Annotated in this window: 20 protein-coding genes; 5 read left to right on the top strand and 15 right to left on the bottom strand. The window is 61.4% G+C overall.

The window, feature by feature from the left end; genetic code table 11:
• Positions 1-2 precede the first annotated feature (2 nt).
• The 9 genes from ACW5XC_RS04985 to ACW5XC_RS05025 are packed head-to-tail and all read right to left on the bottom strand — an operon-like array spanning position 3 to position 7,715.
• Entirely contained in the window at positions 3-887 is an 885-nt protein-coding gene (locus ACW5XC_RS04985) for a type II secretion system F family protein (RefSeq protein ID WP_042053987.1), read from the bottom strand.
• A 3-nt stretch (positions 888-890) separates the two neighbouring features.
• Positions 891-1,775, bottom strand: a complete 885-nt coding sequence (locus ACW5XC_RS04990) for a type II secretion system F family protein (protein ID WP_042053988.1) — start codon at positions 1,773-1,775, stop codon at positions 891-893.
• Positions 1,772-3,085, bottom strand: coding sequence for a CpaF family protein (locus ACW5XC_RS04995; RefSeq protein ID WP_042053989.1), 1,314 nt, complete (start codon positions 3,083-3,085; stop codon positions 1,772-1,774). Before ACW5XC_RS04995 ends, ACW5XC_RS04990 begins: the two co-directional genes overlap by 4 nt.
• Positions 3,085-4,218: an AAA family ATPase gene (locus tag ACW5XC_RS05000; protein WP_042053990.1), complete on the bottom strand. Its 1,134-nt coding sequence runs from the start codon at positions 4,216-4,218 to the stop codon at positions 3,085-3,087. Before ACW5XC_RS05000 ends, ACW5XC_RS04995 begins: the two co-directional genes overlap by 1 nt.
• Before the next feature lie 3 nt (positions 4,219-4,221).
• The gene (locus ACW5XC_RS05005; RefSeq protein ID WP_042053991.1) at positions 4,222-4,770 is read right to left on the bottom strand and encodes a hypothetical protein; all 549 of its coding nucleotides are present in this window, start codon (positions 4,768-4,770) and stop codon (positions 4,222-4,224) included.
• 11 nt (positions 4,771-4,781) lie between these two features.
• Positions 4,782-6,179, bottom strand: coding sequence for a type II and III secretion system protein family protein (locus ACW5XC_RS05010; RefSeq protein ID WP_042053992.1), 1,398 nt, complete (start codon positions 6,177-6,179; stop codon positions 4,782-4,784).
• 19 nt (positions 6,180-6,198) lie between these two features.
• Entirely contained in the window at positions 6,199-7,089 is an 891-nt protein-coding gene (gene cpaB, locus ACW5XC_RS05015) for a Flp pilus assembly protein CpaB (protein WP_042053994.1), read from the bottom strand.
• A 9-nt stretch (positions 7,090-7,098) separates the two neighbouring features.
• Positions 7,099-7,512 carry a prepilin peptidase gene (locus ACW5XC_RS05020; protein WP_178378374.1) on the bottom strand — a complete coding sequence of 138 codons (414 nt, stop codon included), beginning with the start codon at positions 7,510-7,512 and terminating at the stop codon, positions 7,099-7,101.
• Positions 7,512-7,715: a Flp family type IVb pilin gene (locus ACW5XC_RS05025; protein ID WP_005350403.1), complete on the bottom strand. Its 204-nt coding sequence runs from the start codon at positions 7,713-7,715 to the stop codon at positions 7,512-7,514. The genes ACW5XC_RS05020 and ACW5XC_RS05025 overlap by 1 nt, the downstream gene beginning before the upstream one ends.
• 221 nt (positions 7,716-7,936) lie before the next feature.
• Here ACW5XC_RS05025 and ACW5XC_RS05030 point away from each other — a divergent pair, with 221 nt between their 5' ends.
• The 4 genes from ACW5XC_RS05030 (at position 7,937) to ACW5XC_RS05045 (ending at position 12,913) form a co-directional block, all read left to right on the top strand.
• A complete protein-coding gene (locus ACW5XC_RS05030) occupies positions 7,937-10,942 on the top strand; it encodes a DUF1566 domain-containing protein (RefSeq protein WP_042053996.1) in 3,006 nt (1,001 codons plus the stop codon).
• 1 nt (position 10,943) lies between these two features.
• A complete protein-coding gene (locus ACW5XC_RS05035; protein ID WP_042053997.1) occupies positions 10,944-11,648 on the top strand; it encodes a DUF1566 domain-containing protein in 705 nt (234 codons plus the stop codon).
• Positions 11,649-11,773: 125 nt separating this feature from the next.
• A complete protein-coding gene (bamE, locus tag ACW5XC_RS05040) occupies positions 11,774-12,112 on the top strand; it encodes an outer membrane protein assembly factor BamE (protein ID WP_042053998.1) in 339 nt (112 codons plus the stop codon).
• A gap of 171 nt (positions 12,113-12,283) precedes the next feature.
• Positions 12,284-12,913, top strand: coding sequence for an NAD(P)H-binding protein (locus ACW5XC_RS05045; RefSeq protein ID WP_042054000.1), 630 nt, complete (start codon positions 12,284-12,286; stop codon positions 12,911-12,913).
• Between the two features lie 144 nt (positions 12,914-13,057).
• On the opposite strand, the gene ACW5XC_RS05050 is transcribed toward ACW5XC_RS05045, so the two are convergent.
• Together ACW5XC_RS05050 and ACW5XC_RS05055 are read right to left on the bottom strand one after the other, a co-directional pair.
• A complete protein-coding gene (locus ACW5XC_RS05050; RefSeq protein WP_042054002.1) occupies positions 13,058-14,752 on the bottom strand; it encodes a pyridoxal phosphate-dependent decarboxylase family protein in 1,695 nt (564 codons plus the stop codon).
• 218 nt (positions 14,753-14,970) lie between these two features.
• A complete protein-coding gene (locus ACW5XC_RS05055) occupies positions 14,971-15,987 on the bottom strand; it encodes a lipoate--protein ligase A (RefSeq protein WP_042054004.1) in 1,017 nt (338 codons plus the stop codon).
• A 430-nt stretch (positions 15,988-16,417) separates the two neighbouring features.
• Here ACW5XC_RS05055 and ACW5XC_RS05060 point away from each other — a divergent pair, with 430 nt between their 5' ends.
• Entirely contained in the window at positions 16,418-18,880 is a 2,463-nt protein-coding gene (locus tag ACW5XC_RS05060; protein ID WP_042054005.1) for a diguanylate cyclase domain-containing protein, read from the top strand.
• Positions 18,881-18,930: 50 nt separating this feature from the next.
• Here ACW5XC_RS05060 and ACW5XC_RS05065 read toward each other — a convergent pair whose 3' ends face one another.
• Genes ACW5XC_RS05065 through ACW5XC_RS05080 form a run of 4 tightly spaced genes read right to left on the bottom strand, consistent with a single transcriptional unit; the run spans position 18,931 to position 23,166 of the window.
• Positions 18,931-20,130, bottom strand: a complete 1,200-nt coding sequence (locus tag ACW5XC_RS05065; RefSeq protein ID WP_042054006.1) for an ABC transporter permease — start codon at positions 20,128-20,130, stop codon at positions 18,931-18,933.
• Entirely contained in the window at positions 20,130-21,344 is a 1,215-nt protein-coding gene (locus tag ACW5XC_RS05070) for an ABC transporter permease (protein ID WP_042054008.1), read from the bottom strand. Before ACW5XC_RS05070 ends, ACW5XC_RS05065 begins: the two co-directional genes overlap by 1 nt.
• A complete protein-coding gene (locus ACW5XC_RS05075; protein ID WP_042054009.1) occupies positions 21,345-22,034 on the bottom strand; it encodes an ABC transporter ATP-binding protein in 690 nt (229 codons plus the stop codon).
• Positions 22,027-23,166: an efflux RND transporter periplasmic adaptor subunit gene (locus ACW5XC_RS05080; RefSeq protein ID WP_042054010.1), complete on the bottom strand. Its 1,140-nt coding sequence runs from the start codon at positions 23,164-23,166 to the stop codon at positions 22,027-22,029. The genes ACW5XC_RS05075 and ACW5XC_RS05080 overlap by 8 nt, the downstream gene beginning before the upstream one ends.
• Positions 23,167-23,189 lie beyond the last annotated feature (23 nt).

Consider the following 23,189-nt stretch of genomic DNA (forward strand, 5'->3'; position numbering starts at 1 on the left):
GCTCAACGCAGGCTGTTGATCAACAAATTGAGGGTGGGGGCAATGATCAGCACCAGCATGGGCAACATGATGAGCGCCATCTGGATGAGAGTGATCTTGCCCGGCAGGGAGCCTGCCTGCTCCTCCAGTGCCAGTCGTCGCATCTGGCGCGCCTCCTGACTGATGGTGCGCATGGTCTCGGCCAATGGCGACCCGTACTGCTGAGCCATCTGCAAGGTGTTGGCGAGACGATCCAGCTCGGGCAAGCCGGTCCGCCAGGCAAGCCGTGCCAGACAGCTGGCCTGATCGCCGCGCATCTGGATCTCGGCATGAGTACGCAAGAATTGCCGGGCAAGCCCCGGCTCCAACGCCTCCAGATAGTGACCCACTCGCAGCAACGCCCGATCCAGCGCAAGCCCCGCCTCGACACTGATCACCAGCAGGTCGATGGCATCAGGCACCACCTTCTGCTGAGCCGCCTTGACCTTGCGGGCCCGCCATTGCAGCCAGCGCTCCGGCAAGCCGGCCCCTACCACATAGGCCATCAGTACCCACATCAGGGTGAATCCATCGGCTGGGGCAACCAGCAGGCGCCATGTCAGCACCATGATGGCCAACCCCAGCCCCCCCAACAGCTTGGCACCCCGTAACCGGTCAAAACCCTGGCTGGCAAAGATCCCGGCTTGTGCCAGTAACTGCTGCAAGCGTGCCTGCTCGCGGCCGCCCACCGGATAACCGCGGCCACACCACGCCAGCCACTCACGCCCCGGCACCTTTGCCGCGGCAAGAGTGGCATAACGGCGACACTGTTGTTGCCACTGTTGTTGTTGCCGGTAACCGTACCAGCCCGTCACTGCGGCAAGCGCAAGCGACAGCAGTGCCAATGCGAATAGTTGGGTAACAGCCATGACCTACCCCTGCAGACGTGTGAGCCGGCGGATAAGCCAGAGCCCCACCGCCACGCTGATTGAGACATACCCCATCACCCACTGGCCGCTGGCCGTGGTCATCAGATAGGTAAAGTGCTCCCGCCCGGTACTGAACAGCACCAGCAGGATGATGACAGGCAGAGCGGCCAATACCTTGGCAGAGTTGCGACTCTCGGCGGTGATGGTCTGGATGCTGGCCGCCAGGGTCTGACGGGCACGCAGGGTTTCGACCAGTTGTGCCAGCACGTCGGAGAGGCGACCACCGGTCTCTTGCTGCAGGCTGAGCACTATGGTCAGAAACTGGAACTCGGCCACCGTGACCCTGCTTGCCGCCTGTCGCATCACTTGCGCCACCGGTTGCCCTACCTGCAACTCGTCGTGCATCTGGGCAAACAGCCGTGACATCAAGCCGCGCTGCTGCCGTGCCACTTGCAGGAAAATATCGGCCAGCGGCGCCCCCACCCGCAGCGCCCGGATCATCCCGTCAATCACCTCGGGCAGGCCGGTGCGAAACTGCTCCAGCGCACGCTGTTGCAGCTGTTGATAGAGCAGCAGACCAAACAGCAGCGCGCCACCAACCGCCAGCAACAACGCCAGCCAAAGCGGCATGCCATTGGCGACCAGCAAGATGCAGGCAAGTGCGGCGCCTGCTGGCCCCTGCCAGCACCAGCGTGTCAGTTGTTCCTGACCCACCATGGTCACCATCTGCTGATACCACCGGGGCAAGGGACGCGCCGCCTCCCGAGACTCCGGTTGCCCGCCATAACGCTGGCTCTGTTGCAGCCAGGCTTCACGCCGACTCTGCCACTGCCAGAGCAGCAGACAGGCCGCCCCCCAGCCAAGGCAGACGAATAACAGCATACTCATGCTCCCTCCCCCCCAGCTTCATCCATGCACGCCAGCAACTCGGCTAGCAGGCCCGCCTGACGGGCCTTTTCTTGTACTCCGGCAGAGAGCTGATGGGCCATGAAGCGCCCCTGCAACTTGCCATGCAACTCGGACTCCAGCACGAAACGAAACAACGGTTGCATCCTGATCTGGCCCCCCTCCAGCGCCGTGATTTCACTGATGGCAGTGATGCGGCGCTGACCATCGCGCATCCGCTCCAGTTGCACCACCAGATCCACCGCGCTGGCGATCTGGGCCTGAATGATCTGCTCGGAGAGGCGCTCCGCCCCCATCTGCAACATGTTGGTCAGGCGCAGCAGCGCATCTTCCGGGGTGTTGGCGTGCAGGGTGCAGAGTGAACCGTCATGGCCGGTGTTCATCGCCTGCAGCATGTCGAACGCTTCAGCGCCGCGCACTTCCCCCAAGATGATCCGGTCCGGCCGCATCCGCAGCGCATTTCGCACCAGCGCCCGCACACTCACCTCCCCCTTACCTTCGGCACTCTCGTTGCGCGTCTCCAGCGGTACCCAGTGCGGCTGCTCAAGAGAGAGCTCGGCGGCATCTTCAATGGTGATGATCCGCTCGTCGTCGTTGATGTGCTTGCTCAGGGCGTTGAGCAGGGTGGTCTTGCCCGACCCCGTCCCCCCCGAGATCAACACGTTGAAACGACTGCGAGCAGCCAGACCGAGAAAGCGGGCCATGGCGTCCGACAAGGCCCCTTTCTCCACCAGATGAGCCAACGTCAGGCGGCTACTCGGGAATTTACGAATGGAGATGGAAGTGCCGCACAGGGCGATCGGCGGTGCAATGACGTTGACCCGGCTGCCATCGGCCAGACGGGCATCCACCATGGGGGTGGACTCATCCACCCGCCGTCCCACCGCATTGACGATCCGCTGCGCCACATTGAACACATGCTGACGGTCGCGAAAGCGCACCCCTGATAACACCAGCTTGCCGTGCCGCTCCACATAGACCTTGTCCGGACCATTGACCAGAATGTCCGACACCTCGGGATCATCGAGCAGGGGTTGCAGCGGCCCGACCCCCACCATCTCGTCCACCAGTTGCCGCCCCAGCAGGAGCAACTCCTGACGGTTGTAAGGGAGCATGCGGCGGCTCGAGAGCTGATCGAGGGCATTGGCGACCCGCTCCAGCAATGCATCACGGGGCAAGGTGGCGGCCACCGAGGGCTCCACCAGCTCGTAAAACGCCTCGCGCGCGGCCTCAGACATGGTCAGCAGCGCCCCTTGTACCGGCGGCTGCCGATTGCTGGCTTGTCCGAACATCAGCGCAATCCTCCCCGGCGGCGTCCCGCAGGTTGAGTGCCAACCAGCTCGGCTGCCAGCCACTTGATTGCTCGGGCCAGTTTGCTTTTTTGCTTGATTAGCGCCATACCGGCCCGCTCGGCTCGTACAAAGGCGCCGTGGTCATAAGGCAACACGGCGGCATGAGGTTGACCACAGACCCGCTCCAGCTCTGCGGTGGGCACTCGCCCCTCCTTGCCGCGGCAATGGTTGCCTACCAGCAGGTGACGTTGAGCCTGTCCCCCTTTGGGCAAGTTCCCCAGCAGTCGCAAGGCCCCCAGACTGAAATCGTGCAACCAGATCACCACATCTGCCTCTTGCAGCAAGGCGCGTAACCCATGGCTGCGCAGGTCTGGCACATCGATAATGAGGGTGCTGTAGTGCTCCGCCATCACATTGACCGCGGCCACCAGCTGCTCGGCGCCGAGCACCAGCTCAGCGCCCTCGTCATAGAAAAGGAACAACCGTGACCCGAGTTGATGAGCGGTGTGGGCCAGCAGGGTGCCATCTAACCGATCTGTCGCCTGCCACCACTGCTCGCCGGGCGGGGCATAGTCGCTGCCCAGCAAAATAGGGTGACGGCTGTGATAAAGATTGAGATCCAGCAGAGCCACCTGACGGTGATGCTGCTCTGCCAGCTCCAGTGCCAGATTGGCGCAGACGGTACTGGTGCCCACGCCACCCGCGGCCCCCACGACACAGATCACTCTCCCTTTACGCAAGGAGGTCACCAGCGGCACCCCCAGCAGACGCAGCAGACCTGCACGAAGCGCATCAGGATCCAGCGGCGCCGGGTAGTAATCATCCACCCCCACCGAGATCAACCAGCGAAACAGGGCGACATCTCCCCGCTCCCCCAGCAGCACCAGCCGCATCTGGGGTGGACAACATTCAGCAAGCGCCGCCAGATCGGCCGCCAGCGTCTGCTGATTTTCCACCTCCACCAGCAGGATATCGGGCGCACCGTGAGCCAGGCAGTGCGCTCTGGCCTCCGCCAGAGAGCCCGTCAGCTGCAGGTGCTCCACATCGCTCAATCCGGCCATCACCCGCTCGACCCCGGCACTCAAGGCGGGCTGGCGCGTCACGGCCACCAGCCGTTTGGCTTGTTCACTCATGACTTACTCCCCGGTCGTCTGCTGTTTCTTGGCCGATTTGGCCTTGCCCTGATAGAGGCGCTGTACCGCGCCGGCATCGAGGGCGCTACCACTGCCGTCATAACGGGCACCACGAGCCCAGTGCTCGCCATGGCTTTGGGCACGATATTGATTGCGCAGCACCAGACAGGAGCTGGCAGAGGCTGACGCCCCGCCTCTGGTATAACGGCAGCTATCCGGCTGCAAGGTGGCATCGAGTAGCACCTGATAGTCACCTTGCCCGGTCGGGGTGAAGATGAGCCGGGTATCGAGCGCCAGCCACTGAGCCAGCTGTTGGCGCAGCGCCTCCGGCGTTGGCGCATTGCTTGCTGGCTGCGGCCCGCTGATCTGCAGCGTGACGGTGCCCGCCTCCAGCCGATTGGCCAAGGGGGCCAGTTGCCATTGCAACTGCTGTTGCAACTGCGACGGGACAACCCGGAATTGCAACTGATCCTTGAGAGGGGCAACCGGAGGTGGGGTGGTACAAGCCAGTAACGGCAACGTCATGGCCAGCAACAACGTCTCTTTCAACATGGTCATCCTCCTCAGTAGCTGTAGCCATAGTTGCCGAACAGGCGGGTTGTCTGCGCCGCCGGCAATTGGGTTGACCCCATGTCGGTGAAGAACAGTCGCTCGAAGCGACTGGGAGCCCGGTAGTGATCCAGCGGCGTCGACAGGGAGAGGGGATCGCTGGTGGGCTGCACCAGACGGGCAGTGGCGATGATCACCAGCTCGCTCTCCTGATTTTTGAAGCTGTTGCTGCCAAAGAAGGGGGCCAGCCCGGGGATCTCTCCCAGGAAAGGCAGCGCTTCGTTATTCTGGTTGCGATGGCTGCGCACCAAACCTGCCAGCGCAAAGCTCTGGCCGTCAGCCAGCTCGATGGTGGTGGTGGTACGACGCGTCTCGATGCCAGGTACCACGACCCCGGCAATGGTGACGCTGTTCTCCCGGCTCAGGGTCGATACTTCCGGGGAGACCGTCAGGCTGATGCGATTGTTGTCCAGCAGGGTCGGCGTCAGCTCCAGCGAGATGCCGAACTTCTTGAACTCAATCTCGGGCCCGTTATCGCCGTTGCCAACCGGAAAGGGGAACTCACCGCCGGACATAAAGGTCGCCGCCTCTCCCGATTTGGCCGTCAGGTTGGGCTCGGCCAGTACATTGACCAGACTGTTTTCCACCAGCGCATCGATGATGGCGTTGATGTAGACCACATCTTTCTTGCCGCTCCAGCTGCCTCGCTCCAGCGGCTTCGGGAAACGGTTACCCGGCGAGACACCCAACTGCAGATACTCACCCATCGCGCTCCAGCGCAGCCCCAGCTGTTCACTGGTAGTACGCTGCATCTCGACGATGCGCACCGATATGTTGATTTGATCCGATCCGGCCAGTCGCAGCTGGTTGATGACATTGGCGTACTGACCGCTGCCCCCACCGGCGACTGCTGCACCTTCATCCTGATTACCCGTCGGAGGCGAAGGGGCCATCACCGTACTCTGGGCGACGGATTGCGGTTGCAGTCCCTTGGCAAAGCCTTCCACCATGCTGAGGATTTCGTGCGCCTGCAGCGGGCTGGTCACCTCTCCTGCCACTACGATGGCACCGCCCGACTCGCTAAAGGTGAGTCGACTCTGGGGGAAATGCTGACGGGCCAGCTGTTCCAGCGGTGCGAGGTCAGCGACGACGGTTACCCGATAGTGACCCAGGGTTCGGCCATCGAGTGCAGTCACCACCAGATCGGTGTGGCCCACCTTGCGGCCATAGATCAGCAATTGCTGCTCAGAGGGGCTGTGTACTCTGACCAACTCCGAATTGGCCACAAATGCATCCAGCACAGGTTCATCAAAATTGAGCAGGGTGGATTGCTCGGGAGTGAGCGTCAGGCTCTCGGCGGCTGCGGCCCAGAGCGGCAGCATGGCGAGCAATATGGCAAATGTTCGCAACATCATTTCCTTTCTGTGTTGATTAGGGTTGACGGGTTCGGTCGTTACCGTCGCCATAACTGATCTTGACCCCATGACCTGGAATGGCTCTCGGGTTCTGGCCGCGAGCGACCTGTTCAGCCCATATCAGACTCCCCTCCGGCAGCGCCATCGCAGGGCTGCCCGCCGGTGCGCTCTGTGCCGAACGCAGTACCAGAGCCAGCTCTCCCAAGCGATGTGCCAGCAACAAGCGTGCTGCCGCCCGAGGGGGCAACTCGAAGGTCACGGCGACCTGGTCGAAGTTATCCTGTGCCGCAGGATTGCCGTTGAGCGCGGCGATATCGGTCACCTGGGCGTCGATGGCCAGCAGCTTGATATCAGTCAGAATGATCTCGGCCGACTGATTGCTGGTTACCTCTGCCCCTTGGGCATTGTGTTGACGCGCATGCTTGCTGGTGAGGATCACATCCACCCGGTTACCGGGCCGGATCAGGCCGTGGCTGGCCGCCTCCCTCCCCAACGCTAGGGTCACCGCTCGCATGCCCGGCGCCATCATGGCGGAGAGATAGTGACTCTGCTCGGGACGAACCAAATCATCGGCAGAGACGATCTGGCCCGCCTCCAGCGTGCGGGTCACCAGACTCCCCTTAAGGGCCTTGGTATCGGTAAAACCAAACAGAAATAGACCCGGCAGGTTCCTCTCTTCGGCTTCGGGAAGGGCTTGCCAGCCCAGATCTTCGGGATGGATGAAAGAGCCGGCCTGCACCCGATGGGCGGCAACCAGCACTTGGGCCACCCGATCCGGCGTCAACGATTCTGCTGGCGGATCCTGTGAGGACGTACCGCTCTGCGGCGCAGGTTCAGCTGGCCACAAGGTAGCCAGCATCGCCGCCAGCACCAGCAGTGCAGCGATAAGCAAAAAGAGTTTCTTCATAAGGTGTGACTACATAAACAGAGGTGTGGTCAGAGCTGTCGCCCAGAGGATGGCAACCCCATAAGGCACAGTAGTTCGATTGGGTGAAGGGCGCAGGCGGCTATGGATAAAACACACCAGGCTGAGCAGGCCACCGGAGAACGCCATCAACAGCAATAATTCGGGCCATTGCTCGCCTGCCCCATAGAGGCAGACCGCCAGCAACTTACTGTCCCCGGCGCCACACCAGCCTCGGTGATAGGCAACCAGCCCCAACAGCAAGGTCAGTATGGCCAACACCAGTGACAGCGGATTGAACGGCAACAACCAGCCAACCCAGAGAGCCAGTACCAGCACCGCCAGATTGGGGATCCGCCGTTCGAACAGATCACTGACCAGACACCAGCAGGCCATCAGTATGGCGAGCCATTGCCCCCACGCCATCACTTGCCAGCCGCGTCCATATTCAACCCGGCAACGATAGCGGTGAACTTCTCTTTCAACGCCGTGATGAAGATCCCGTCCGAGCCAAATATGGCCAGGATCCCAGCCGCCAACCCGGCAGCCAGGATGCCGTACTCAATGGCCGTGGCACCGCTTTCATCCTTCAGGTAGTCACGAAGGTAATCCCAAACTCGCATCGTCATTTTTTGTCCCTGTTTTTTTATGCCTGAAATTAAACAACGACAAGATGATATTGAGATAACAAACGAGAATCAATATCATTATCATAAAATGAAATAATTCGCAGAGTGAATTTGCCAATTTAACGGAGTTAACAGCGAAAGCATCTGCAATTGGTTTCATTTACGCGCTAAAAGCCGGACTTGGCAGATTAATAATCTAAACAACAATAACGGAGTCGAACGTGTTCAGGACAACGAAACTACTGCTATTGCTCCTTTGCTGCGCCACATTGCTGGCATGCAAGGCAGAGCTGGGCAGCCCCGAGCAGGCGGGAAATAACGCAAGCAACAGCGGAGGAAGCGGTAGCAACCAGCAACCCACCACACCGGATAGCGGAAGTGGCAACAACCCGGGCACTGCGGGAGGTACTGCCAGCGGAGGAAGCACCAGCAGTAGCAGCGGAGGAAGCTCAGGTAGCGGCTCGGGAACAACTGCACCAGACCAATCGGGCCAACCAACAACGGAGACGACACAGCCCGCCCCACCCACTTCGCTGGATCTGGCCGGCGCACTGCCGCTGACTCACGAACAGGGTGGACAATTTGATATTCAGCTCTGTGCCGACAAGGTCTGCGTCACCCAGAGCGCTCAGGCTGATGGCAGTTTCGGCTTCAAACTGAAATTGAGCCAATGGCCACAAGACAAGGCGCTGCGCCTTGTCGCCAGCCACCGTCAGAACAGCGCGCTATCCCTCAGCAGTGAATTGCCTACGCTGACACAACTGCTCAAACAGGATCAAAACGGGGATGGCATCATCACCGAGCAAGAGAGCCCTCGTCTGCACCTCTCCCCCATGCCGCTGGCATATCAGAGCATCATGGCGGCGCTGCAAAAACAGGAGGGAAAACAGGATGTCTCTGGCCAGCTCTTCAGTAACCCTCATCTCAATCACCGTTTTGCCCGAGATTTGACCGCCTTGCTGCAGTTGACCCTGAACGGCGATATGCCGCTGCCGGCCCAGCAACTCAGTGCACTGGCAACTGCACTGGTCAGCCAGCAACAGTCCAACCCGACATCTACCCTGTTTGAACACCTGACGACACAGGCCACCAGCCAAGGCACAACATTACCTGACGACGCCGAAACCCGGCTTAACGATGCCCTCGCTGCCATGGAGAAACTGGATACCCGCACAGCGACCTACCAGCTGCTCACCACCTTCTATCCACAGCGAAAACTGACCTTGCTGGGACAATTCCCCTCTCGTCTGAGTGAAGCATCGGTATCGGTAGAGATCGGTGCCAAACCCAACCATGATGGGCTCAATGCCCACTATTTCAAACCCGAACGCCCCATTCGGCCACAACGGCTTGCGGTAATGGCCCAGAGTGGTCAGATGCAAGAGTCTCTTCCCATCAAGCTGGGCAACCAGTACAGCATCACTCTCACGCTCGCTGACCTCAACAACAGCTTCGCCAGTTGCAAACCGGGCAGCAGCGAGACCAGTGATGATCTGATGGAAGACACCCTGACCCTGGTGGTACAGGATGCCAAGAGTGAGGTGGAACTGCGCTCGGTGCTCGGCTCTTTCTGCGAGCTGGTCAAGCGCGATGAAAATCGCGATGGCATGCTCGGCGCCAACGAATACCCGCGCCTCAATGTGGGCTATACCACCACGGCGCAGTGGGCTCTGCTGCTCAAAACCACACTCAGTGCCGGCATGGGCTCTTTCCTGGACTGGCAAGCCTGGACCCTGGCAGAGCTGGATCAAAAACTCAAGGCACTTCCGAAGCATCAGGTTGAGCTACTGGCAGCCATGGTTGCCCTGCAGGCCGAAGGGGAGCTCTGGCAGCAACCTGTCAATCTGATCGAGGGCACTGATTTTCGCCAGCAACTGCTGAGCTGGCTGGAGATCAACATGGCCAATGAATATTCAACCGTGTCCCGCAACAATCAGATACCGGACCTGTTCAAACTGGAAACCACCATCGCCGACAATAGCGGGCTGGGTCCCCTGTTGAATGCCAATCCAGACAAGAACATCTCCCACATCATCAAGGCGGCGACCGGTCTGATCCGCAACTCGGAAAGCGATGCTCTTCTCTATCCCGGAACCAGCACAGCGGGTAGCTGGCTCACCCCCTACCCCAACAGCCCCATATCCCCTGTCTGTCAGCGCGAGGTGTTGTCAGATCAAGTGATCGGCCTGGCTATTCTGGGTCAGGGCCGTGATCAGGATGGCAGCCACTGGGTCACCCTCGGCTGGCAACCCCAGGAGGGAGTGAGTCAGTATCGAATTGGCTGGGGGAAAACCCCGTTTGAACATATTGAAAACGCCGAACAGCAAAACATCAGCCAGCAGACTCGCATCACCCTCAAGGGTCTCCCTCACTATCAGGACTACCAGATAAGAGTGATGAGCGAGGGTGGCACCATCAGTGCCCCACTGACCTACCGAGCCGGGCAGTTGCATGTGGCCGATACCCGTATCACTCACAGCATGGGGTTGGATGATGGCAAGCGTGGTCGGGACCTGGATAGCCGCTGCGATCCCTTGAGTGGACAAGCGGTCAACAGCAATCTGGATGGGGTGCTCGGTGCTCGCTACATCAAGCTGGACAACCGGGGAGAACCCCTGCCACGCCAAGATCTCTCCTACAAACAGATGCCGTTTGCCTGCGTGGCCGACGCCCTGAGCGGGCTGGTATGGGAGACCAAGGTACAACACAAGGATGGCGAATCTTCCCTGCACGATGACAAGAGCCTGTTTGCCTATGACGATATCCAGAGCAACAACGCCTTCAACGGCAGCTGCTATGACCCGCAAAGTGGCACTCTGGCCAGTGACCGCAGCCGCTGCAATCTGAAACGCCAGATAAGCCAGGTCAACCAGAGCAAGCTGTGTGGCCTCTCCAACTGGCGCGCCCCCAGCCAGCAGGAGTTCTACGGCATCATGACCCTGACCCGGGATAATCCCATTGCCCTCGATACCCGCTACTTCCCGCTCTATTCAGGTTTGCAATACACCCGTGGGAAATGGCAAGAGCTGGAGGGGATTTCCCACGGCTTCTGGACCTCGGATGTGATGCCGGTCAGTCGTACCAACAGCACTTGGGCAAAAGATGATGGCGGGCTTGATGCATATGAGGTTCGGCCGGATAAGTATCTACGCGGCAGCGTCGCCCGCCAGTATCAACCTCACCACGTCATGCTGGTGAGCGATGGCTTCAAGGTCACAGGAGAATAAAATGCACCACTCTCTCTTCCCCTTATTACTTGCTGCCGCCCTGTTGCCGGCAGCAAGCCAGGCCCGTGAATGCCTGCCTGGCTATCAGGACGATGGTACCCGTTTCGTTAGCGAACTGATCGACACGGCCGAAGGCAAGATGCAGGTGGTCAATGACAGAGCTACCGGTCTGCAGTGGATCTACTGCCCCTACGGTCAACAAGTCAGTGATAATGGCTCTGGCTGCGAGGGCATGCCCGAGGTGATCAACAGCAGAGCAAGCCAGAGCGACAACCCCTTGATGACCATCATCGTGCAGGCCAACGACCGGCTTGACACGCCCACACACCCTTGGCGGGCCCCAGACATCAAGGAGCTGTTTACCCTCTACAACCCTCAGTGCCAACCTGCTACCTACAGCGCAGTGGGCTTTCCTGAACCTCAATTGGCCGCGGACACTGAAACCCTCAAACAGCGTGCGTGTGAAGCCAGATATGACCCGGTGACCCATGAATATCTTGAGCCGACTGAAGAGCAGACACAGGCTTGCAACAAGCTCACCGGGCAAAGCAATGCCTTAACCATGCTCCAGTTTATTTCGGACAGCTCCTCCGGGGATGGATACAACTACCTGCAGTTCGAACCATCACATGAAGTGTTTCATGACGACGGTTACAGTGCACCTATGCTTAGGCTCGTCAGGCCAATCCCGAACCACAGTGAATGATGCTGTGCTGGCCAAAGGGAGGTAACTCCCTTTGGCAATTTTTGCCTTGGCTTTTTACTTCCGCCAAGGGAGTAGGTATGATTCGGCCAGCGTAAAAAGACTTGAATGGATGATCTGAACTCGATATGCGGATGAAACACCTGATTGCCGCGGCTTTGACCGCCCTCACCCTCTCCGGTTGCAGCCTGGTCTATCGTATCGATATTCCCCAGGGCAACTATGTGGAACAAAAACAGGTCGACAAACTGCGCCAGGGGATGACCCGCGAGCAGGTCAGCTATGTACTGGGGACCCCCATGCTGCGCGACGGCTTTGACCCCAACACCTGGTACTACCTCTATGAATTCCAGCCGGGCCACGGCGACAAGGAGCGCAAAGAGCTCACCGTCACCTTCGCCAACGACAGGCTGACCACAGTGATGGGTGACTTCCCGCTGCCAGCAGCCTTCAATACCCCGCTCTGATATCCCACAAAACCGGCCTCGCGCCGGTTTTGTTTTATCCAGCCCCGCGTAATTCATCCTGCCCGACAACACTGAGTCATTTATCCCCATTGCAGCTGCCCGCAAATTGCCTGATGCTGATGAGCAGCCACCATGGCATCAACACCATCGAATGACACAGGGAGAATCCCCATGAGCCGGATCCTGATTGCCGGAGCCAGCGGCCTGATCGGTCGCGAACTGGTGCAGCAACTGCCTGCCGAACATGAACTGACCCTGCTCTGTCGCAAGCCGGGCAAGGAGGCACACCACTGGCTGCCGGTCAATTTTGATGATCTGGCCAGCGTCACCCTCTCCCGCCCGGTGGATATCGCCTTCTGTGCCCTCGGTACCACCCGCAAAGAAGCGGGCTCTGCCGAGGCGTTTCGTCGGGTCGATCTCGACTATGTCATCGCCTTTGCCGAGCTGGCCTGTCGCCACGGTTGTCAGCGGCTGATCGTGGTCTCGAGCATGGGAGCCAACACAAGTTCCCCGGCTCTCTATCCGCGTACCAAGGGGGAGATGGAGCAGGCCCTGCTGGCCCAATCCTGGCCACGGCTCGCCATCGTGCGTCCCGCCATGCTGCTGGGGGATCGCCAGCCACCGCGCCTCTCCGAGCAGATCTTTCAGACCATCTACCCGCTGTTTCGGCCGCTGCTGGTGGGCAAGCTCGCCCGCTGGCGCGCCATCGAGGCCCGTCAGGTGGCCCACGCCATGATCGCCCTCTCGAAACTGCCCGCCGGGTGCGAGATTGTCGAGAATGAGCAACTGCTGGCCCTCTGAGCCCGGCCTTTTCCACCGCTTTCGCATACCGTCGTGAAAACAGAAGGGCAAGCCAACCGGCTTGCCCTTTGTTTATCTGTTGGCGAGGTACCCTGACCGCCTCTTGCCATCACCGGCTGCGCTCGGCAGTCAGGGCAACCGCCATCAACCGCGAATATGGTCGATAAAGGTGTCGATCTGCTCGCGAGTGCAGGCCGGATTCATAAAGACAGCCTTCTCCCCGGCGATGTAGGAGTACTTGCCGCGAGCGTCATAGTCGGAGTGGGCCACCGCCTCCACCCAGTTGGTGTAGAGCCCCACCTTGCCGCGCCCCTTGAACAGGCTGCGGTGATAGTCGGTGTTACGCTGCAGCCGCGCCTTGTAGGCAGGGTCGCTGGAGCGGGCCAGCTCGAAGGCGAATTCGGCTTCCGGATCGCTCACCCACTCGGGGTTGTAGATCTTGAAGCCGACGCTCGGCCCCTGATTCTCCTGCGCCACCAGCTTGACGTTGCCAAGCTGACTCAGGCGATAGCGGAAGTAGTTGGCATTTTGCAGGCAGTGGGCCAGCACGGTGCGATACCCCTCGACCCCCATGTAGTTGAGCGCCGCATAGGCACCGAACAGACCGCTCGCGCCGCGGGAGCACTCGATGGTGGATTGCAGGTGGGTCTGGCCCTGAATGTCCCGCTCGAAGTAGGAGAAGTTCTCGGGGTCATTCTCCATCGCCTTGAGGTCATCCTGCTCTTTAATCATCACCAGACTGGAGGTGTAGGGTACATAGCCCCACTTCTGGAAGTCGACGGTGAAGGAGTCGGCATATTTGAGCTCGGCAAAGCGCGCCACGTTGCGCTCGATCCCTGCCAGAGTCGCACTGTTGATGGCGAGCGGGTTGGCGGCAAAGTCGTAACCCAAGAAGAAGATCATCGACCAGCCGATGGCTGCGTCGACGTGGATATGGGGCTTGACCGCCACCTCGAACTGCTCGCAGAGGCGATTGCGCAGCTCGAACACGGGTTTCACCTGATCCACCCCGAAGGTGTCGGTGGTGCCCATGGTGAGCATGATGGTGGGCACCACGTGTTTCAGGGCAAAACAGGCAGTCAGGGTGCGCTCGAGGTGGTCGAGATCGATGTCGTTGTTCTCACCGACCTGAATGCGGATGGTCTTGTTCTCGATATCGACCCCAAGCAGGGAGAGGTTGGTGATGTTGGAGTAGTGACCGCCCTGGGAGTTGATGATGCGGTAATCCTGATAGTGGCCGAGCCCCTTGTGCTTGGCTTCTGGCAGGCTTTTGCGAATGCCGAGCAGGTAGCCGTAGAGGTTACAGAAGGTCCCCCCCTGGGTGAAGATGCCGGTGGCGCACTCGGGGTCATAACCCGCCAGCAGCGCAATCTGGCGCACCACCTTCTTCTCCAGCTCCTCGGCCACTCCGGCATATTCGGAGTAGACCAGATTGGGGTTGGCCAGAATACCCATCTGGGCGCCATAGATAGCGGGATCCGCCGACATGGTGATGACGTTCTCGACGCTGGAGGGGTTCTCCCAATCCTTCGACAGGGCGGCGGCAAACAGCAGCTCGGCCATGGGCTCACCCGGGGTGCGCATGGTGGCGGGCACCGGCATGGTCTCGCAGAGATCGGCCAGGCGGGCACGGCCATCAGGCCAAGCATTCAAACGGGCATCCGGCGCCAGACCACGGGCCCGAAATTCATTGAGGGTGGCAAATCCGGGTTCGCGAAAAACGGGCCAGAGATCGGGATTGCGCGAGAAAAAGTTGGCTTTGACGGTGGCGAAACGGGCGGAGAAATCGGGGTGAACGGCATTGACGCTTTCGTCTTGAAGATAAACTAAGTCACTCATTTTTATACCATTAGTACAGCAAATGTGCGGCCGTTATACCCCTGTGTCAGCGGGGCCAACAGTGACAATATCTAATGGCCTACCCTACTTTTTGTTATGTATCAGCCATGACAAGGGCTGGCAAAAAGGCGTCTTTGAGGCGCCTCTTTATATTTCGTGATCTTTCTCCCATCCTGGCTGATAGCGCCCTCACTACCGGACCGCCATCAGCGCTCCCCTCAACGCAGAGAGGCCAACAGCCAATCGGCAAACTCCCCCAGCTCGCCCTGATGTTGCGGAAAGGCCGCCAGCCAGGGCTGCAGGCGCGCGGCAACAGCGTCCGGTCGATAGCCACAACCCGCCAGTTCGGCCGCCAGCCGATCAAACGGGGCCGGCTCCAGAGTATCGCTAAAGAGCTGCGCCTGGGTGATGACCCCTTTCTCCACATCAAAGTGCAGCTCCACCCCGCCCCAGCTGAACCGCTCCTCCAGCAGATGGGTGAAGGCGGGCGCGTGGCCATAGTTCCACTCCCAACTGCGCTGGCGAGCGAAGGTCTCGGCAAAGCCCGGCAGATCCGGCATCTGCTCCGGGGAGATATGCTCGGGCTCAACTCGCGCGCCGTAATGATGGAAAAAGGCCTCCTGCAGCGCCTCGCTCACCTGTTGATGGTCAATCCCCGGCTGCAGTTCGCACAGATTGGCCACCCGGCTGCGCACCGAGGTGATCCCCTTGGCCGCCAGCTTCTTGGGGTCGGGGTTGAGGTAGTTGGCAAGGCGGCCGAGATCGGCATCCAGCAGCAGGGTGCCGTGGTGGAACCCGCGATCCAGAGTCTCCCGATAGGCCGACCCCGATACCTTGCGCTCCCCGTCCGGGGTCGCCACCAGCAGATCGTTGCGACCGGAGGCAAACGCCTCGATCCCCAATCGCTTAAGCCCATCCAGCACGATGGCGGTGGAGACGCTCTTGTCATACTCCGGCTTGCCCGCCATGAAGGTGAAGCAGCTGTTGCCAAGGTCGTGGAACACGGCGCCGCCACCGCTGCTGCGACGCGCCAGGGTCACCCCGTCCTCTTCCATGCGGCGGGTATTGCACTCCTTCCACGGATTCTGGGCACGACCGATCACCACGGTATTGGCGTTGCGCCAGAGGAACAGCACCCGCTGGCCGGGGTCCATCTGGCGGAAGATGCACTCCTCAACGGCCAGATTGAACAGGGGATCGTGAGAGTCGGAGACAAGCAGACGCAAGCGGGACATAAAAAGACCTTATCCGGAACTGGGGACAGCATGATAACACTGACGGGGTACCATCACTGAGCCGTTGCACATTAACCGGTGCGCAGCAGCCGCGATACATTTGCGTCACACCTGACTGCCCCATAAAAGTATCTATTGATATAACGACACAGCTTGACGTGCAACCACGAAAAAAATGCAGTCAAGCCACAATGACAACGATAAAAACGGGAAAAAGTGGCTAGAATGCGACCACTTCGATAGGCCATATGACTCTCTTATTGGTCACATAACTTGCAAAAAAACGGCATGTATCCATCCCGTGTGATGAACGACACAAAAATGACTTCCCAACCCCCCTATACCCCATTGCAAACGCCTTTTCTCCCCTTGCAGGTGACACAAAATTGCTTGAATCTAGCCTAGACACCGCTCCCGAGAGAAACGTTGTATGACGGAGAACGCAGCCCCCCGCCAGCCCCTCAGCTGGTTTATGCCAATGCTGGTCGGTATGGTCATCGCGACCCTGACCTCTCCCCCCGTGCGAGCCGGCGAGCAGGTCATCGTCCAGTTGCCGTGGCAACACCAGTTCCAGTTTGCCGGTTACTATGCGGCCATCGCCAAAGGGTTTTATCGGGAGGCCGGTCTGCATGTCACCCTGCGCGAAGCGGACTCCCGCACCGATGTGGTCAGCGAGGTGATCTCGGGAAAGGCCCAGTTTGGCATCAGCGGCAGTGATCTGCTGCTGGATCGGGCTGCCGGTCGTCCGGTGGTGGTGCTCGCCGCACTGCTGCAGCACTCGCCGCTGGTTCTGCTCACGCTGGATCGGCCAGATATTCGCAACCCGGCCGACCTGGCCAACAAGCGACTGATGCTGGAGCCTGGCTCCAACGAGCTGCTGACCTACCTTTCCTACCATACCCGCAGCCGCGACTGGGTCACCCTTCCCTACAAACAGGGGATAGAGGCACTGCTGGCGGGCAAGGTGGATGCCATCAGCGCCTACAGCACTACCGAGCCCTTCTATCTGCAACAAAAAGGGATCCCCTATCGGGTCTTCAGTCCGCGCACCATCGACTTCGACTTCTACGGCGACAACCTGTTTACCTCCGAGCGGGAGCTGATCACCCGACAGGATCGGGTCTACGCCTTCCAGCAGGCCAGCCTCAAGGGGTGGCGCTATGCGATGGACCACCCCGAAGAGATGATCAACCTGATCATGGAGCAGTACCCGACCGGGGCTGGCCGTGAACAGCTGGAGTTCGAGGCGCGCGAAACCAGAGAGCTGATGCAGCCGGATCTGATCGAACCTGGCTACATGCAGCAGGAGCGCTGGCTGCAGATCGCCAAAACCTATCTGGAGGCGGGCATGCTCACGGTATTGCCCAACCTCGACCGCTTTATCTACGACCCGGCGCAGGAGCGGCTGCGCCAGCAACGGCAACTGCTCGACAAGAGCGTGGCGGTGGCCATGCTCATCACCTTTACCCTGATGACCCTGCTCGGCATCTTCTTGCACCTCTATCTGCGCCTGCGCCAGGAGGCACGGGATCGCCAGCGGCTGACCCGTGAGCTGGCCCAGAGCGAGCAGCACTATCGCTTCGTGGCGGAGAACAGCGCCGATGTGATCTGGACCATGGATGCCGCCAGCTTGCGCTTTCGCTATGTCAGCCCGGCCATCACTCCTCTAAGCGGCTACGAGGCCCCCGAGCTGTTTGCCCTGCCCCTCAAACAGCTGCTGCCCGATGCCTCAAGGCAACTGCTGCGCGAAGAGATCTCCGCCACTCTGGCCGCCTGGCAGCGGGGGGAACATGACCAGACTCGCCGGGTCATTCGCACCCAGCTGCGCCACAAGGATGGCCATCTGGTGGCGACCGAGACCATCACTACCCTCCATGGCAACCACAATGCCCAGCCGGAGGCGATCCTCGGGGTCACCCGGGATATCACCGAGCGGGCAGCGCGAGAGGAGATGATGCGCCGCCTAGCCTTCTACGACCCCCTCACCGGGCTGCCCAATCGCCGCTTGCTGCAGCAACGGCTCAAGGAGCTGATGGAGCAGGAGACGCCCCGTCCGCTGGCATTGATGTTTATCGATCTCGATCACTTCAAGCCGATCAACGACACCTTCGGCCATGAGACCGGGGATATTCTGCTCAATATGGTGGCCGAGCGGATGAGCCACTGCGTGCGCAAACAGGATCTGGTGGCACGGCTGGGGGGCGACGAGTTCGTTATCTTGCTGCCGGAGAGTGGCGACGAAGTGCTGGCGGTGGCCGACAAGCTGCACCAGCAGCTGCGCCATCCGTTCCAGCTGGAGGGGCAGGAGCTGCTTATCTCCAGCAGTATCGGGCTGGCGCTCTATCCCGAGCACGGGGAGGATGCCAAGACGCTGATGCACCACGCCGATCAGGCCATGTATCAGGCGAAGAATCGCGGCCGCGGCCGGGTCTGCCTCTTTACCGAGGGCCTTGATCCCGAGCAGGGGGCACTGCTGTGGCAACCCGGCCACGAGTGCGGTCACCCGCGCATCGATGCCGAGCATCGCCAGCTCTTCGTATTGACCAACCGGCTGCTGGAGCGGATGAAAGATCAGCACGAGGATCCGGCCCCGTTTCTGGAGAGCCTAGAGAGCCTGTTCGACATGGCTCGTCACCACTTCGCCTTTGAAGAGCAGATGCTGGCGGAGATCGACTATCAGGAACTCGTCAGCCACCGTCAGGATCACCAGCGCCTGCTCAACAAAGCAAGCCAACTGCTGCACGCTGCCAAAGCGGGGACGCTGGGCAACGACGAGTTGCTCAACTTCATCATTCAGGAGCTGGTAGTCGGCCACATGAGTCAGGCGGATCGCCGCTACTTCCCCCTGTTCAGATCTGAGCGCAGCCTGCCGGTTGCGGAGGTGGTCACCTAGTCCCCCCTGTTCAGACCCGAGTGTAACGCACCTCTTGCGAAAGGGTCGGCCTAGTCACCCCGCAGGGCAACCACTGGGTCGAGACGCACCGCCCGCAAAGCGGGGGCGACCCCGGCCAATAGGCCAACCAGGGCGCTGCAACCGAGCGCCAGCAAGAGATAGAGAGGATGGAGGGTGAGCGGCAACCCGGCCGCCAGCAACGCGAACAGCAGCTTGAGCACCCCGAGCAGGGCCAGCCCCATGGCTCCGCCCAGCAGCGCCAGCACCACGGCTTCGAGCAGGAACAACAATAGAATGCGCCGCCGTGGGCAGCCCAACGCCATCAGCAAGCCCACTTCGGGGATCCGCTCCTGCTGGGCGATGCTCATGATGCTGAAGATGCCGACCGCCCCGATCAGCAGCGAGATAATGCCGAGCCCGCCAACCGCCAGCTTGATGATGGAGAGTATCTTGTCGAGGCTGGTCAGCATGTCCTGCTGGGAGGTGAGGGTAAAATCTTCAGCGCCGTGGCGGGCGATCAGCACTCGCCTGATCTGGGCGGTGATCTCGGCCTCCGTCTGCCCGGCGCGATAGATGACGTCGATCTCCTGCAACCCCTCCTTATTGAACAGCGCCTGGGCGTGGGCGGCGGGCAGATAGATCATGTCATCCAGATCAAAGCCGAGAAATTGCCCCTTGGGCGCCAGCACCCCAGCCACCCGAAAACGGCGATCACCGGCGCGCAATAGACTCCCTGGCGCATCGCCACCGGGAAACAGCTCAGCCGCCACCTTGGCCCCCAGCACCGCATAGGCGCGGGGCATGGCACTGTCGTCCGCGGGCAGAAAACGTCCCTGCACCAGGGTGAGTCGCCAGCCGGAGAGCGCCGCAGGGCCGGTGCCCAGAATGGCGGTGCTGCGGGTCAATCCGCGGCTGCGCACCTCCCCCTGCCCCTGCACCACAGGGAGCGCCGCCTCTACCCCTGCCAATCTGGCGAGGGCATCGGCGTCTTCCAGCAGCAGGGGGCGACTGCTGGAGAGGATGCCGGGCGGGCCGCCGGCGGTTTCGGTCTTACCCGGGGTCACGGCGATCAGCCGGGTGCCAAATTGGGAGAAGCTGTCGAGCAGATAGAGCCTGAGCCCCTCGCCGATGCCGGTGAGCAGGGTCACCGAAGCGATCCCGATGGCAATGCCGAGCGCCGACAGCAGGCTGCGACTGCGCCCCGCCAGCAAGGCGCGCCAGAGCCAGAACAGCAGATCAGCGGCGCGCATCAGCCACCGCTCCACTGCCCGCTGCGCAGGCTGCTGACCGGATCTTGCCGTGCCGCCCGGGAGGCGGGCAGCCAGCTAAAAAACAGCCCGGTCAGCAGGGCCGCCGGTATGGTGCAGAAAGTAGCGAGCAGAGGGACCGCCGCCGGAAATCCGGGCCAAATCACTCCGGCGAGGCCAACCAGGGCATAGCCCAAGACCGTGCCAAACAGCGCGCCACTGCCGCTTAGCAGCAGCGCCTCCCACAAAAACAGCTGGCGGATCTGGCGACTATCGGCCCCCAGCGCCTTGAGCAGGCCGATCTCGCCGGTGCGCTGGCGGGTGCTGATCAGCGCCAGATTCATCATCATGATGCCGGAGACCAGCAGGCTGATGGCACCGATGCCAGCAACCGCCAGGGTGAGGGTCGAGAGAATGGTGGAGAAGGTGGCCAGCATGGCGTCGCGGCGCACCACGGTCACATCGAGCCCCCCGTGACGCGCTTGCATCAGCTGCTCCAGTCGCTTGACCAGCGGGGGCACCGCTTGCCCCGCCAGCGGCTGGATCAGCAGCCGAAACAGCCCCTCGGTGTTGAACAGCCGCATGGCGCTACCGACCGGGATCAGCGCGGCCTCGGCCATATCCATCCCCAGATTGCTGCTCTGGCTGGTGAAGACCCCCACCACCCGAAAGCGACGATTGTCAAAACGCAGCCACTGTCCGACCGGATCGGCCTGACCGAACAGCTCACGGGCCACCTTGGCCCCGAGCAGGACGGCCGGTCGATCTTCTGCGGCATCCCCCGGCAGCCAGCGGCCGGAGAGCAGCTCCAGCCCGTGGGTATCGCGCAGCCCGTTGCTGCTGCCAAGCAGCATGGTCTGACGCAACCGCGCCCCCTGTTTGGCCTCGGCAAAGCCCATCACCAGCGGCACCAGCCGCACGTTTGGCTGGTGCTGGCCAAGGTAGTGCATATCATCGAGGGTGATCTGCCGCAGACTGTTGCCGGTGACCGGCGGCAGCCCGCCTGTGGTCTCCTTGCGGCCCGGGAACATCACCAGCAGATCCTTGCCAAGGGAACTGAACTGGTCGGCCACATAGCGCCTCGCCCCCTCCCCCAGCGCGGTGAGCAGCAGCACCGAGGTGACGCTCAGACTCACCGCCAGGATCAAGACCAGCGCCCGTGAACGCTGACGCAACAAGGCCACGGCGGCAAAGCGGATCACATCGGGGCGCCGCATTCAGCCACCGCCGCTATCAATGTTGATGCGGCCATCGTTCATCAGGATCCGCCTGCCCGCCCGCTCACCGAGGCGCGGATCGTGGGTCACCACCACCAGCGTGATCCCCTGCTCCCGGTTGAGCCCCTCCAGCAGGGCAATCACCTCCTCCCCGGAGCGGGAGTCGAGATTGCCGGTGGGCTCGTCGGCCAGGATCAGCCGCGGCGCCATCGCCATGGCCCGGGCGATGGCCACCCGCTGACGCTGACCGCCGGAGAGTTCGGCAGGGCGGTGTCCGGCCCGGTTCTCCAGCCCCAGCTCCCCCAGCAACTGCTGGCTTCGGCGATGGCGCTCGGCGGGCGTGATCCCGCACAACATCAGCGGCAACTCGACGTTTTCACGGGCGGTGAGGCGGGAGATGAGGTGAAACGACTGGAACACGAAACCGATGCGATGGCCGCGCAGCTGGGCCAATGCGGGTTCTGACAGGGTGGCGGTGTCCTCCCCTCCCAGCCAGTAGCGCCCCTCGTCTGGCCGATCCAGCAGCCCCAACACATTGAGCAGGGTCGATTTGCCGGAGCCCGAGGGGCCCATCACCGCCAGATACTCCCCCTCGGCAACCCGCAGGGATACGCGATCGAGGGCGGCCACCTCGCTCCCCCCCAGAGTGAAACGACGGCTGACGGCATCAAGGCGAATGAGATCACTCATCCGTCTGCTCCGTGGCGGCGCTGAAAGGGCCCTCTCCGACAATCTGTCCGGGCTGGGCTGCCAGCCGATCACCGGCGGCGAGCCCCTCGGCCACTTCAATCCAGTTCCAGTTCTCCACACCCCAGCGGGGTACCACCCGCACCAACTTATCCCCTTCCAGCCGCAGCACGCTGCCATCGTCGGCCCGGCTGCTGGCCGCTACCCGCAGCACATCGGTGGCGCGGGTCACCTCGACCTCAAGATCGGCGCTGTAGCCAATAAGCAGGGGCACATCGGTGGGCAGGGCCGTGAGCGCCGCCTCCACCTCCACGGTGCGGGCCTGCTTCTCCAGCTCCTTCACATAGGGGGCGATGCGGGTGACGGTGGCGGCAAAATCGCGCCCGGGCATGGCATCGAGCAGTACCCGGGCAGACTGGCCCACCTTGAGGCGGGCGGCATCCACCTCATCGATGGGGGCTGAAACATACAGACAGTTATCATCGATAAGATCGATCACCGGAGGCATGGCCACTCCGGGCGGTGAGGGGGTCATGTATTCGCCCAACTTGCTGTTGACCTCCGCCACCACTCCGGCAAACGGCGCCAACAGGCGACGCTCGCTCAAGCGAGCCTCCACCTGGGCGACCTGCGCCTCGTCGACCCGTTCCTGCTGACGGGATGCCTGACAGACATAGCGGCGGGTATCGGCCAGATTCTGGGCCTGCTCGGCGAGGGTGCGGGAGGTGAGATTTTTGGCCAGCAAGGTGGCCAGCCGGTTGGCCTCCCGCTCGTAGTAGGCCGCCTCGCTGCAACGCTCCTCGCGCTGGGTCTTGCCAAGGGCCTGCTGGGCGCGGGCCCGGGCGAGATCGGCGTGAATATCGTCACTCCAGAGGGTCAGCAGCAGATCTCCCCGGGCTACCCGCTCCCCGGCCTTGACGGCGATCTGCTCCACCACGCCGCCACCGGGCAGACTGAGTCCGGCCCGCTGACACGACTTGATGGTGCCAGCCCGGGTGTTGACCACGGTGACCAGCACATCCCCCCGCCCGACCTCAGCCAGCCTGATCGGCGTCGGCTGCGGTTGCCACCACCATGCCAGAGCAGCAGCCGCTACCACAGCGCCACTTCCCCACCACAACCAACCTCTCTTCATCGCGCATCCTTTCGCTAGTGACT

The organism is Aeromonas sp. 25-AL00135, assembly GCF_054052385.1.